At 59.8% G+C, this 12,839-nt stretch carries 9 protein-coding genes; 4 read left to right on the top strand and 5 right to left on the bottom strand.

Annotation, left to right across the window (positions count from 1 at the left end; genetic code table 11):
• Window positions 1-7: 7 nt before the first annotated feature.
• Window positions 8-1,255: an MFS transporter gene (locus K5Y35_RS21060; RefSeq protein WP_123469020.1), complete on the bottom strand. Its 1,248-nt coding sequence runs from the start codon at window positions 1,253-1,255 to the stop codon at window positions 8-10.
• Between the two features lie 251 nt (window positions 1,256-1,506).
• On the bottom strand, window positions 1,507-1,647 hold the full coding sequence (locus K5Y35_RS21065) for a hypothetical protein (RefSeq protein WP_007918111.1): 141 nt from the start codon (window positions 1,645-1,647) through the stop codon (window positions 1,507-1,509).
• A 157-nt stretch (window positions 1,648-1,804) separates the two neighbouring features.
• Between K5Y35_RS21065 and K5Y35_RS21070 the strand changes: the two genes are divergently transcribed.
• On the top strand, window positions 1,805-1,993 hold the full coding sequence (locus K5Y35_RS21070) for a hypothetical protein (RefSeq protein WP_123469017.1): 189 nt from the start codon (window positions 1,805-1,807) through the stop codon (window positions 1,991-1,993).
• Window positions 1,994-2,011: 18 nt separating this feature from the next.
• Here K5Y35_RS21070 and K5Y35_RS21075 read toward each other — a convergent pair whose 3' ends face one another.
• On the bottom strand, window positions 2,012-2,389 hold the full coding sequence (locus K5Y35_RS21075) for a fe2+ zn2+ uptake regulation protein (protein ID WP_128616413.1): 378 nt from the start codon (window positions 2,387-2,389) through the stop codon (window positions 2,012-2,014).
• Between the two features lie 440 nt (window positions 2,390-2,829).
• Between K5Y35_RS21075 and K5Y35_RS21080 the strand changes: the two genes are divergently transcribed.
• Entirely contained in the window at window positions 2,830-5,133 is a 2,304-nt protein-coding gene (locus tag K5Y35_RS21080; RefSeq protein ID WP_222834484.1) for an acylase, read from the top strand.
• Between the two features lie 55 nt (window positions 5,134-5,188).
• On the opposite strand, the gene K5Y35_RS21085 is transcribed toward K5Y35_RS21080, so the two are convergent.
• Window positions 5,189-6,190, bottom strand: coding sequence for a FecR family protein (locus tag K5Y35_RS21085; RefSeq protein WP_186746871.1), 1,002 nt, complete (start codon window positions 6,188-6,190; stop codon window positions 5,189-5,191).
• Between the two features lie 153 nt (window positions 6,191-6,343).
• On the opposite strand from K5Y35_RS21085, the gene K5Y35_RS21090 reads away from it, so the two are divergent.
• The gene (locus K5Y35_RS21090; protein ID WP_128616414.1) at window positions 6,344-6,613 is read left to right on the top strand and encodes a PepSY domain-containing protein; all 270 of its coding nucleotides are present in this window, start codon (window positions 6,344-6,346) and stop codon (window positions 6,611-6,613) included.
• Window positions 6,614-6,669: 56 nt separating this feature from the next.
• On the opposite strand, the gene K5Y35_RS21095 is transcribed toward K5Y35_RS21090, so the two are convergent.
• Window positions 6,670-11,484, bottom strand: a complete 4,815-nt coding sequence (locus K5Y35_RS21095) for a dermonecrotic toxin domain-containing protein (protein ID WP_222832833.1) — start codon at window positions 11,482-11,484, stop codon at window positions 6,670-6,672.
• 257 nt (window positions 11,485-11,741) lie between these two features.
• Here K5Y35_RS21095 and K5Y35_RS21100 point away from each other — a divergent pair, with 257 nt between their 5' ends.
• Entirely contained in the window at window positions 11,742-12,782 is a 1,041-nt protein-coding gene (locus K5Y35_RS21100) for an Ldh family oxidoreductase (protein ID WP_128616415.1), read from the top strand.
• Window positions 12,783-12,839: the final 57 nt, after the last annotated feature.

The following is a 12,839-nucleotide window of genomic DNA, read 5'->3' on the forward strand; positions in this document are numbered from 1 at the left end:
TCGAGCCTTATGGAGTTGATGCGGAGTGGGACGTGTTGTTGGAGAGGAAGCCCAGCAGCAAGGGCAGGGCCAGCAGGCCGCCGCCGGCCGCCCAAAGGGCAAACAGCGACAGGCTGTTACCCCCGCCAGACGCGGCAATCAGCGCGCCGCCGGCGCCCATCACGGTAATGGAAAGCATGCCGATCAGCGCAGAGACCAGGCCTTTGCTGTCCTCGCTGCAGAACAGGGCCAGCCGATACAGCGCCGCATTGCTCATGCCCAGACCCACCGCATACAGCGCGAGACTGGCGACGACGGCCTGCAACCCGGCACCGAGCTGACTGCATACGATCAGCGCGCCCAGACCGAGACAAAAAGGCCACAGCGCCAGGCTGACCAGGCGCGGTAGCGGCTGGGTGAGCAACAGCCGGTCAAGCAACAGATTGCCGACGATGACCGCCGCGAAAACCGGAATTTGCCATAGCCCGTACGCCAGGGGCGTCAGGCCTTGCTGTTGCATCAATAACACCGGTGCGAGGCCGATCCAGGCAATCAGTGGCAGGCTCATCAGGCCCAGGGCGAGGCTGGCGGCGAGAAAGCGGTGGTTGCCCAGCAATGCCTGATAACGCTGCCGGGTATGGCGCCAGGAGAAAGGAATGCTTGCCAGGCGTTTACCGTCACGGCGCAGCGCCCCCACAGTTTCCGGCATGAAGGCATACAACCCGAGCCAGGCCAGCGCGGCGACCAGGCCAAGCATCAGAAACAGTTCGCGCCAGTCGAGCCATTCCAATAGCAGGGTGCCAACCAGCGGGCCGAGCAACGGAGACAGCAACGCGACGTTGCCGAGCAAGGCCATCAGGCGTACGGCGTCGGCCTCGCAGAAGACTTCCTGAAGGGCGGGGTAACTGACGGCGACGACAAAACCCAGGCTCATGCCTTGCACCAGCCGCAGCAGGTTGAACGCTTCTATGCTGCCGGCAGCGAACGCCGCCGCGCAGGCCGCGCTGAACAGCGCACAACCGGCCAGTAACATGCGCCGCCGCCCCAGTTGATCGGACAAGGGGCCAATCAGCCCTTGCAGGCAGACACCGCCGAGCAAATACAGATTGAACGCATAGGGAACATGACGGCTATCGGCATTAAACGTATGGATGACCTTCAACATGGCCGGCATGATCATGTCACTGGCCATGTAAGTGGTCAGTTCAAACAAGGTCAGTGCCAGACAGAATCCAAGCGCTCGTGTGGGAGGGATGTTTATCAAAATTCTCTGCATATGCTTTCTGGTTCATCAAGTTAAACAGCAAGAGTGCAGAGAGTAAGGGGCTGCTATGTGGGTTTATATGGATTTGGTGTGACGGTATATATCTATAGTTTGCGTATTTTTACTTTGGGAGGAGGTATTACAGTTGATGGCGAATCGTCCTACTGGTTTTGCAGATACTTTACGCAAAATGCGCCTACATTGCGTAAGCGCATTGAATGGCGGGAAATAATTGGACTCGGGTTATATCAGAAGTTCGTCACTTAACGATGTTGATAATAGCCAGGGCCGCCCTGGTAATAACGGTGATGGTCATCGTGCCAGCCGCCGTGGGGGAAGATGATGCAGCCACTCAGGGTCAGCAGGGCAAGAACGGGAATCAGCCAGGTGATTCGACGCAGCATTTCAAAAATCCTCATGGTTACGCCGTCATGAAGCCAAAACTCTTCATCGGCTGTAACATGAGACCCCGAATGTCGCGGCGCATCCCCGTAAAAGGGTAAGCGCATGGCATGCAAACGGATACAAACCGGATACATTCCAAAGGTTCAGGAAACCGCAATGACCCAGAAGCAACGCTTGATATATTCGATTCTGATCGCCGTGTCTGTGCTGGTGATCATGCTTGGCCTGTCCTGGCTGCAGAACGCCGGGAAGATCGACGAGAAGACATTCCAGTACATCGCCATTGGCGTGGCAGTGGTTGTGGTGGTGATCAATGGTGTGATGCGCCGCAAGGTCAAGCCTTGACGGCGATCGCCGCGCCTTTCAATCGTTGTTGAGGACGGCTGCAGCCTGTGGATGCAGGCTGTAACTCTTGTCGGCGTTGAAGGTAATCACGCCTTCAGCGCACAGGCGCTTGAGGACTTCGCGCACACTGAGGAAGGACAGCGGAATATCCAGATCCAGCAATTGGGTATGGACACCGCGCACGCCCAGACGACGATCGGTCTGCGCGGCGACCAGCAGGGCGTCGAGGACTTTGAGGCGAATCAGACTGGTGCGCAGCCCGAAACTTTTCAGCAGCAGGCGGATTCGCTCGTTACCGTGACGGTCGACACGTGGCCCGAAATCGCTCGCGTGGGGGCTCATGGAAGCTCCTTGTTGCGCCTGGCTACCGTCCGTTGGTAGTTGCGAGTTGTACATGCGATGGCTCCTTTCAGAGTCTGATCGGGAGGGTTATTGGGGCGTTCTCTAAACAAGACGTATCAGCACGACAAATCATGAAAGAAAAAATGTGGAAAATTTGTCGGAAATTCGTTCTTTCCTTGTAATCACGGCTTGTATCCGCTGTCACGCGGGCTAAATTTTTTTCTCCGGCTTCGTTTCTTGCTCAGGCTCATTGCGCGTGGACGCGTGGGTGTTTTCAGAGCGGAGCGTAGCCTGTGTCGTTTCCCACGGTTGGCGTGATCCGCTCTTCGGCATTTCGATCAGGAGCGAGCGTGATTATTTCCAGGCAGTTAACCGGACGGAAGCAGCTGCAAGCTTCGAGCTGCAAGCGGCAAGTTGAACATTCGGAATCACGGGACGGGTTGTGCTTTGACTCCAAGCTTGTTGCCAGAAGCTTGCAACTCACCGTTGCCGGTATGTTTCTCGGGCTGAGTGTGTCGGCCCATGCGTTCAGCCCGGCCGCTGCGGCCAGTGCCGATATTCGGCGCACCGGATTTGGCGTGCCGCACATCCGCGCCGAAAACGAACGCGGCCTCGGTTTCGGCATTGGTTATGCCTACGCGCAAGACAACCTGTGCCTGCTGGCCAACGAAATCGTCACGGTCAACGGTGAGCGTTCGCGCTATTTCGGCCCTGAGCAGTTGACTGTCGAACAGCGCGAGAACCGTGTCAGCGATATGTTCTTTACCTGGCTCAATACGCCGGAGGCGGTGCAGGCTTTCTGGCAGGCTCAGCCGACCCCGGTGCGTGACCTGGTCGAAGGCTACGCCGCCGGTTACAACCGCTACCTGGCCGAACGCCGGCAGCAGGGCCTGCCGCAGCAATGTCAGGGTGAATGGGTACGTGACATCGCTGCGCAGGATGTGGTCAGGCTCACTCGTCGTCTGCTGGTCGAAGGTGGTGTCGGTCAGTTTGCCGAGGCATTGGCTGGCGCCACTCCGCCGCAAGCGACTGCCGCCATCAACCACGACTCACGGGCTTATCAACTGGCCGATGCCCGCCAGCAGCGTTTTGCCCTGGATCGCGGCAGTAACGCCGTGGCGGTGGGCAGCGAGCGCTCGTTCAATGGCCGCGGAATGCTGCTGGCCAATCCGCATTTCCCTTGGGTCGGCGGCATGCGCTTCTATCAGATGCACCTGACCATCCCCGGCAAGCTCGACGTGATGGGCGCCGCGTTGCCGGGGCTGCCGATGATCAACATCGGTTTCAACCAGCACCTTGCCTGGACCCATACCGTCGACTCGTCGAAGCACTTCACCCTGTATCGCCTGCAACTCGACCCGAAAGATCCGACGCGCTACCTGCTCGATGGCCAATCGCTGCCGATGAGCAAGCAAACCGTGACTGTTCAGGTCAAACAGGCCGACGGCCAGGTTACCGCTGTGACACGTGACCTCTACAGTTCGCAGTTTGGACCGATTGTGCAATGGCCGGGCAAGCTCGACTGGGACCATCAGTACGCCTACAGCCTGCGCGATGCCAACCTCGAAAACGATCGCGTGCTGAATCAGTGGTACACGATGAATCAGGCGACCAGTCTTGAGCAACTGCAAGCGTCGGTGCACAAGATTCAGGGCATTCCCTGGGTCAATACGCTGGCCGTGGATGACAAGGGGCAGACGCTGTACATGAACCTGTCGGTGGTGCCGAACGTCAACGCCGAGAAACTGGCCAGATGCAGCGATCCGCGCATGGGTACGCAAATGATCGTGCTCGATGGCAGCCACAGCGCGTGTGCCTGGGACATTGATCCGAACGCAGCGCAGAAGGGTATTTATGCCGCCAGCCAACTGCCACAACTGTTGCGCAAGGATTTTGTGCAGCACTCCAACGACTCCGCCTGGCTGGCCAACCCGGCGCAACCGCTGACGGGGTTCTCGCCACTGATCAGCCAGGAAGGGCAACCGCTGGGCTGGCGTTCACGCTATGCCCTGGCGCGCTTGGGCAATCCGGGTCAACAAGGGCCGTTGGGGGTGAAGGATTTGCAGCACATGGTGATGGACGATCAGGTGTATCTGGCGACCCAGGTGCTGCCGGATTTGCTGAGGTTCTGTGCCGGCGACCTCGGTGCCGATGCGCAAGCGTTGCAACCGCTGTGCGTCAGCCTCAAGGCCTGGGACGGGCGAGCCAATCTGGATTCGCGCCTGGGCTTGGTGCACTTTCAGAACATTATGCAAACGCTGCAGAAATCCTCCGATATCTGGCGCGTGGCGTTTGATCCGAAGGATGCCCGCCACACGCCGCGCGGATTGGCTGTCGAGCAGCCAGCGGTGGCCAAGGCGCTGCGTGAAGCGATGCTGGCATCGGTGGTGATGACCAACAAAATGGGCCTCAAACCGGATACGCGCTGGGGGGATATCCAGGTGGTCAGCAGTGGCGGGCAGCAGACGCCGATCCATGGCGGGCCGGGAACCCTGGGCATCTACAACGCGATCCAGAGCGTGCCCCGGGAAGACGGCAAGCTGGAAGTGGTCAGCGGCACCAGCTATCTGCAAGTGGTGACGTTCGACGAGAAGGGCCCGCACGCCCAGGGATTGTTGGCGTTCTCGCTGTCCAGCGACCCGGTGTCGAAGTATTCCCGTGATCAGACCGAAGCGTTCTCGAAGAAGCAATGGAGCGTGCTGCCGTTTACCGAACAGCAGATCAAGGCTGATCCGCAGTATCAGGTGCAGAACGTCAGTGAGTCGGCAGACAACGGCGGGAAGGTGGCAGCCCGGTAACGGCTGTCGTTGTTGAGTCAGACTTGAAGGCCGCCTTCCACGGGAAGTGCGGCCTTCAGTTTTTTGGCGGTTGCTGCGGGATCGGGTTGATCACCGGATTGCCTTCCTTGTTGCGGGTCAGATAGACCGGCAGCACTTTCGGCAGCGAGCCGGCCAGATTGTTCAGCTCTTTGATGTTGTAAATGCCACCCACCCGAATCAGTCCGGTGTTGCTGTCGGCCAGCATCAAAGGCGTGTTGAGGTAGCGGTTGATCAGCGGCAGGGCTTCATTGAGCGTCAGGTTGTCCAGCACCAGTTTGCCGCTGCGCCAGGCCAGCGCGGTGTCGTTGGGGTAGGTCTGGCTGATCTGTGGCATGTAGTCGCCGTGTTTGTAACGCGCCTGCATCGACGGCCCAAGGCGCAAGCCATCGCCTGGCAGTGCGGTATTGCTGCTCACCAGCACCGAGCCCTCGATCAGGTTGACCCGCACCTGGTCTTGATACATCCAGACATTGAAACGCGTGCCTGTTACCCGAATCCTGCCTTCGCCTGCGCGAACGACAAACGGGTGCTGCGTGTCATGACTGACAGAAAAAAACGCTTCACCTTTTTTCAGGGTGACGCGCCGTTCGTCCTTGTAGTTGCTGAAGGTCAATTCGGTGTTCAGGTTCAGTTCGAGCTGGCTGCCATCGCTCAGGGTGACCTGGCGCACAGTGTCGGTAGCGGCGTAATGCTGGTAACTGTCGGGCACCCAGCCCAGGTTCCAGCCGGCATAAGCCGCCAGCGGCAGAGCCAGGGTGCAGAGACCGGCGACGACCGCGTATTGCCGCCATGACCGCGGCGGCTGGCGAGGCGCAACATCCACGGCAGTCTCGGGGCGCGGCAGGTGCTCGGCGACTTCCCAGATTTCCAGCATCGCCTCGTACTCGAACGCGTGCAGGGGATGTGCATCACGCCATTGTTCGAAGGCGCGACGCTCCTGGTCCGTGCAGTCGGCTGCGTGCAGACGCATGCACCACTGCGCGGCGGCATCGGTGATCGCATCGTATTCGGTTTCCGAGAGAGTATCTTGGGTCATTGACTCGTCCTGATTTCGCACATTCTAACCTTGACCGGAAGTTGCCGAGAACCTGCGTTATGGCAACTACCCATCAAAGTGGAACTTATTTTTCGCTCCGGCGCCCAAAAAGCGGGACACATTGGAAGACTTAGCCATAAATGGAGTGAAAAAATGATCAAGAACACTTTCGCCGCAGTGATTGCTGCTGCCACGTTGCTTACTGCGGGTGCCGCGATGGCGGACAGACCGGGCGCAGGCTGGGTGACCATCGAAAAAGCCATTGAAATCGTCAAGACCAAGGCCGGTTATGTCGAGGTCTACGAGATCGAAGCCGACAACGACGGTTACTGGAAGGGGGAGGGGCGCAAGGCCGATGGGGCCGTCTACGAGTTCCGCATCGACGGTGCCTCGGGCAATGTGCTGCGGGATCAGAAGGATTGATTCCCTACGCCGCCAATGGAAGCGCAGGTTGTTAAACCTGCGTTTTTTTTGCGCAATCAGGGCGTGATCACCGGCGGCGGATCGAGCTGGCGACCCATTTCGCAAATCAGGTGGGCGATCGAATCGGCATTGCGCAAAATCACGTCGATGCGTATGTCCGGCGAACCCTGATCAAGAAACGCCGTGCGTGCCTCGTCAAGCGTCGGGCTCGAGGTCAGATCGAGAATGATTTTGCTCAAGTCTTTGCCGCCAGGGACCTGATCCAGGTTCACATAGGTGTTTCTTGTTCTGCTCCAGTGTGAAAACAGTTCTTCCCTGGGTGTGGCCAATGAAAGCGCCCGACGCTGGAAGGATTGCAGATCTTGTCGCATCGACAGCCCCAGCAGCGTGACGGTCGAAATCAGATCGGCAAACGGTCGGCGCGACTCCAGCGAGGCAATGTCTTCAGCCTTGCAGAACTGATGGGCGAGCTCGTGAATCAATGTCGCCGCCTGAGCGTGAGCATCGACATCGAAAGGCTGAGTCATTACCGCGTTGTAGCGATCCAGAGCCGGGTTGAAGAAGTGTTCGGTGAAATGCACCCGTTTGCGCTGATCGTTATTGAGCACGAATGCAATGATTGATGAGTAGGCGGTGTTCGAACCGACGACGAAGCGGTCGGTGTTCATCAGGTCGTCATCCGGGTCCACCAGTGCGTTGCAAATGGGCACGATTGCATTGTGGATTTTTTTTAACAGCCTGGTATCCACTTGCTGCACACCAAAAAAATCTCTGAAGAACGCCTCCAGTCGAAGACTCGGGGCATTGTTTTTCAAGAGCGCCAGATTGTGCAAACTGTTGAAGGCGTAGAACCGCGCCAGGTCGACGGCCTGCTGGATAGCTTGAGCTTTTCGTGGATGCTGTGCCTGAATGTCCTTCATTCCGACGGCCTCGATGTTCAGAACCGCCCGACGCTCCCGCTCGAGTCTGTAGGGCTCGTACAGTCTGGAGACGACTTTGCCGAAGTGAGCGGTATGCCGGTCGGCAGCGATCACCAGGTGCGTACCGTGCATTCTTAACGATGGGCCACGGGTGGCACCGTTGACCAGTTGCCAGACGGCGCCGGGTTGTTCGACACCATAGACTTTGCCTCCGACGGTGGCGTAGCTGTGTCCGCTTGTGGTGTCTTCGTAAACCCCGGTCCTGCGATTGTGCTTGAGGTCTGTGAGGGCCACCGCGTGGGTTTCGAATGACTGCAACTCGGTGCGCAGCGGGGAAGTCGTGCGCATGTGATGCCATGTCGGTGCTTTCGCGGCGGACGGCGACGTCGCGTCTTCAACGGCTGGCGCTTCGACCCTGGCCGGCACGTCTTCGGCGTCCTGCAAACTCTCGCGACTCAAACTCAGCATCTGCACGGCCCCGCCAATGAACGCCTGCAAGGCCTGTTTCCAGTGGTGGTTCTGGAGGGCTTCGGCCGAATCCTTGAAGTCTTTGTAGGCCTGCCAGAGAAACGTCACGTAAGACAACTTGCCCGGCAACAATCTGGACAGCAGGTGGATGCCCTTGCTGAACAGATTCTTCGCAGCCTCCCAGTCATCTTGCGCCGCAGGGAGGGACTGACAGCCGAGAAAGCGCTGCAGCAGCGCAAGGTTGTCAGTGAACAATCGGGCCAGCAGGTTGCCCTGAACAGGGATCCCGACGTGGACCATTTCACTGGTTTCGCCAACGCTGGATTGCAGCAGCCGTTGAAACACAGCCTGCTGCTCCGTTGGCAAGCGGCGCAGCAGCAGGTCCTGCAAGGCCCCCGGTTTGTTCAGGGCGGCGATCAGCCCCTGCGGTTCCTCGAATTCATGGAACACCTCGTCGGCATACAGTGAATAAAGCACTAGCGGGCCTTGATCTCCGTTACCCGGTCCAATCACGTACAGGCCCGGAACTTCCACGGCCGTCACTCCGGCCGTCTTGGCCAGCGACAACGGTGCGACAAGCGCATGCGCACCCTCGACCGTCGCGCGTGCAACGCCGTCGGGCATGTCGAACACCTGACAGAGGTAGTCGAATGCCTTGGCGGACAACCGCTGTTGCAGTTTCAATCCATGGGCGTGTTGCAGCAATTGCCAGGGCAGTTGCCGAAGGAAGCGCTGTTTACGCACTTCGGCACCGTCGCTGCCGGGCGCGAGCGCTTTCGCCACCTGTTGGCCGTAGCTGGTGGAAATGTCCAGCGACAGCAGCAAGCGCCGCACAGCGTTTTGATCAAAGCCTTGGGGTAACGCCTGCGTGGTGGTGGAGGCAACCTTGAATCCGGTGCCCTGAGCCACGTTGATATGGTTCAGGGCAAACTCGCTGAGCGGGCGTGCGGGCCCTGCCAAGGCGAGGTTGGGCGTGATCCTGATCTGTTTCGGCTCGAGCCGGTTACCGGGAAAGCGTTGATCGAGCAGCGTCTTCAAGCGTCGGTCTACGTAGTTGGCAAGGTCGGGGAGGTCACTGAGGTAATCCTTGTGATCGGTGACACTGTGGCGCCATTGCTCGAGCAGCTCCAGATGCCGTTGTTGATCCTGTGGCGACGCCATGCCCAGCCAGGCAGGCAGCGACTGCTGCTGGTCAATGGCCTTGCCCAGTTGAAGGGTGCGCAGCAGGTTGGTGTCGATCACGGTTTTTTTCAGCGTCGTCAGGACCGATGCCAGGCGGCTGTCGCCGTGCAGGCGCTGGCGAGCCTGATCGCAGCGCGCAAGAAAATACTCGATCGCCGATTGCATCGAATGTCGGGACACATCGCCTTTGATCAGTTGCAGTGCACCCAAGGTGTAGTCCTGGTGGAACTGGCGATCTTTCGGGGCAAGATTTTCGACGAGGGCAAGGCGTCCCACACTGTCTTTCAGTCGCTGGTTCAGCACTCGTCGTGCATCGACGATGTCGGTAAAAACCTCAAGCCCCGTCGCGGGTGTCCACAGCACGGCGTGCCCCGAGTGTGCCGCATCGAGGCCGCCGCGTTCGGTCAGCATCACGCAGTGTGCCAGCGGCAATTGCGTCTGCCCTGAGGCACTGTCGAGGGTCAGCGACCAGGCATCTGGCCGGAAGCCGTTGAGCGAGCCCCGGTTATCGCGGTTGGCGTGCTCGGTGGTGAATACCGTATCGACTATTGCCTTGATGTCGGCCCTGAGCGAGCCACTCAGCACCCGCAACTGCGCCTCCCCCGTGATCCCTTCCACCCAGCCGTCGGCGAGCAGTGGTTGCAGATTTTCAAGGTACCGGCGCTGCTCGGTCACAACGGCACTGGGCTGAACCCGGAACGCGCCGGCGAGCAAGGCTTCGCGGTTGGCAAGGGTGCGTACCCGCTCGCGGTTTTTTTCCGCCAGCACCATGGACATCTGTTGTACCCCGGGCAGTGCCGGGCGGGTGGACCAGCGTTCGCCGGTGTTCAGTTCCAGCAAGCGTTCATGGATCATCGAGCGAATATCCAGCGCCTTGTCGAACAGTGCATGGATATCGACGGTGCCATCGCTGAGGCTGAACGCCTGCAAGGCAAATTCGATGTTCTTGCGTTGCTTGGTAATGATCGCCTCGAACAGCACGGCGAAGGTCTCGCCGGCGAGACTTTCTCCGCTGACATGCGGGTTGCCGAAGCCAATGAAGCGTTTGCGCTCTTCCAGGCTCAGCAGACCGAACAGTTCGTCTTCATGACCGGGCGCGAGAAACTTGCTGTGCACGGTGTCCTTCAGATCGTTGTAGTCCTGGAGCACCTGCAAGCCCATGCTCGGGGTGTAAAGAAAGGCGTTGGCATGGCTGATCATCAGCGAGCCCGCCAGTTCGACGTAATTGGGTTCGTACTCCCACAAACGCACGTTTTCCAGGATCGGACGGCCGCCCGGCAGGCTCGCCGGGCTGATCATCTGGTGCAGGGTGGCAAACTGGCTGGCAGTGAGGATATCGCTTTCGCGTTTGATCATCAGATCGGCCCGAGCCTGTTCCGTCAGGGCCTTGGCGAAAAAGACGCGGCGCGGCGAACCGTCGGCGGAGGGTCCATCCCAATAGCGTTCCATTTCGCGAAACAGCCACATCACCAGTTTGCCCGCCACTTCCTTGAGGGCGGCTTCCCAGGTGGCCTGGTCACCGCTGGCAGGGTCATGGCCCGGATTGGAGAACTCGTGCAACCGGTTCACTGGCCAGCCACGGTGATACAGCCTCAGCACCGCTTCACTCAGACTCATTGAGTCGTGCCAGTGTTTACCGGTCTCCGGGGCGCTGCCGTCGGCCTGCACAACGCTATAGAAGCTGACGCGCGACAGCGTCTGCTCGATGTTGGGGAAGTGCGGGCTGAGCCGGCCATCGAGAATCTTCTCCAGCAACGAGGCCAGAGACGGCAGTTGTTTCAACTCATCGAGCATGGCTTCGGCGTTCAGTTGCTGAGCCGCCTGAATCGCGGCGCCCTGATGAGCAAAAATATCGCCTTCGATGGTTTCGTAAATCAGCGTCAGGCGACTGTGGGCGGTCACCTGCCGGCGCTGGGCCAAGGCCAGAAACGCGAACATGTCGTCATCCTCATCCGTGCTTTCCAGATGGTTGCGCAACGCTGTCTGCAGGGCCGGGAGGCTGTCGTATTTCTTGATGCCGCCGTACGGGGTATAGAGGATGGCACCGCGGTCGTCCGGCGTTGCACTGAGGATGAACACCCCGGCCAATGTCAGGGCGGGCAGGGTGCCTGCCTTGATCTGAACGCTTTGGGCCAGCATCGGTGGCGACTGTTGGCTGCGCAGTGCCTGGGTCACCAGCGTGACATGGGCCAACCAGTCGAAATCTTTGTCGTTCAGGCCGTGGGTCTTGCCGAGTTCTGCCCTCAGCCCCTTGTATTTCAGGGCTTCGGGAAATAACAGCGCAGCGACGGGATTGAGCATCTTCAAGTCTCTTTGCGGGGCGCACTGATGAGCGCCGTCAGAAGGAGGCACGAGACTAGGAGGGGGGCGCGATTCACAGGTGGTAGATAGTTATTGCACGTTGCAGGTAAATGTCTGTCAGGCGGGTGCGCGGCGGGCACGCTCGCGATGATCGCGGCGTTATTGAGGGTTGACAGGCGGCAGCCCGGGCATGGTTAATCGACTGGCAAATTGTCCATACGCTGTTGTTCCCTCCAATAATCATTCTGGAGCTTCAGATGTCTGCGCCACACGATCATGTGTCCTCTGCTGCCTCGTCGTCGGTATCTCTCGACGCGCTGACGCAACTGCTTGAAACGATTTTCCTGCGCCACGGCACGTCTGACGAAGTGGCCCGGGTGCTGGCCGCCAACTGCGCCAGTGCCGAGCGCGATGGTGCCCATAGCCACGGTGTCTTCCGGATTCCCGGGTACGTCTCGACCCTGAAAAGCGGCTGGGTCAATGGCCATGCCGTGCCGCAGGTGGAAGACGTGGCTTCCGGGTTTGTCCGGGTCGACGCCGGCAACGGGTTTGCCCAGCCAGCACTGGCCGCCGCCCGGTCATTGCTGGTGGAGAAGGCGCGCCAGGCGGGGATCGCGGTGTTGGCGATTCGCAACTCCCATCACTTCGCCGCACTGTGGCCGGATGTCGAACCTTTTGCCGATGAAGGCCTGGTCGCGCTGAGTGTGGTCAACAGCATGACCTGCGTGGTGCCGCACGGCGCCGACCGCCCGCTGTTCGGCACTAACCCGATCGCCTTTGCCGCGCCGCGCGCCGGTGCCGCACCGATTGTCTTCGACCTCGCCACCAGCGCCATCGCCCATGGCGATGTGCAGATCGCTGCGCGCAAGGGCGAACGATTGCCGGCAGGCATGGGGGTGGACAGCCTCGGCCAGCCGACCCAGGACCCCAAAGCGATTCTTGAAGGCGGCGCGCTGTTGCCGTTTGGCGGGCACAAGGGCTCGGCGCTGTCGATGATGGTGGAACTGTTGGCAGCGGCGCTGACCGGCGGCAACTTTTCTTTCGAGTTTGACTGGTCCGGGCATCCCGGCGCGAAAACCCCATGGACCGGGCAATTGCTGATCGTCATCGACCCGAGCAAGGCGGCCGGGCAGAGCTTTGCCGAGCGTAGCGAAGAGTTGGTGCGGCAGATGCACGGTGTCGGGCTCAAGCGTTTGCCCGGTGATCGTCGACACGCCCAGCGCGCCCGTTCACTGGCCGAAGGCATCCTGCTGGATCAGCAGACGCTGGCGCAGTTGCGCGAACTGGCAGGACAGTAATTTCGTTGCGCGCAAGAAAAAGGCGAGCCCTGAGGCTCGCCTTTCGTTGTCTGCCCG

This window comes from Pseudomonas sp. SC3(2021) (assembly GCF_019856535.1).
In the GTDB taxonomy this organism is placed as follows: Bacteria; Pseudomonadota; Gammaproteobacteria; order Pseudomonadales; family Pseudomonadaceae; genus Aquipseudomonas; species Aquipseudomonas monsensis.

Excerpts from the sequence above, each read along its gene's own strand:
- K5Y35_RS21060 (WP_123469020.1), bottom strand. The coding sequence starts at position 1,255 with ATGCAGAGAATTTTGATAAACATCCCTCCCACACGAGCGCTTGGATTC.
- K5Y35_RS21065 (WP_007918111.1), bottom strand. The coding sequence starts at position 1,647 with ATGCTGCGTCGAATCACCTGGCTGATTCCCGTTCTTGCCCTGCTGACC.
- K5Y35_RS21070 (WP_123469017.1), top strand. The coding sequence starts at position 1,805 with ATGACCCAGAAGCAACGCTTGATATATTCGATTCTGATCGCCGTGTCT.
- K5Y35_RS21075 (WP_128616413.1), bottom strand. The coding sequence starts at position 2,389 with ATGTACAACTCGCAACTACCAACGGACGGTAGCCAGGCGCAACAAGGA.
- K5Y35_RS21080 (WP_222834484.1), top strand. The coding sequence starts at position 2,830 with ATGTTTCTCGGGCTGAGTGTGTCGGCCCATGCGTTCAGCCCGGCCGCT.
- K5Y35_RS21085 (WP_186746871.1), bottom strand. The coding sequence starts at position 6,190 with ATGACCCAAGATACTCTCTCGGAAACCGAATACGATGCGATCACCGAT.
- K5Y35_RS21090 (WP_128616414.1), top strand. The coding sequence starts at position 6,344 with ATGATCAAGAACACTTTCGCCGCAGTGATTGCTGCTGCCACGTTGCTT.
- K5Y35_RS21095 (WP_222832833.1), bottom strand. The coding sequence starts at position 11,484 with ATGCTCAATCCCGTCGCTGCGCTGTTATTTCCCGAAGCCCTGAAATAC.
- K5Y35_RS21100 (WP_128616415.1), top strand. The coding sequence starts at position 11,742 with ATGTCTGCGCCACACGATCATGTGTCCTCTGCTGCCTCGTCGTCGGTA.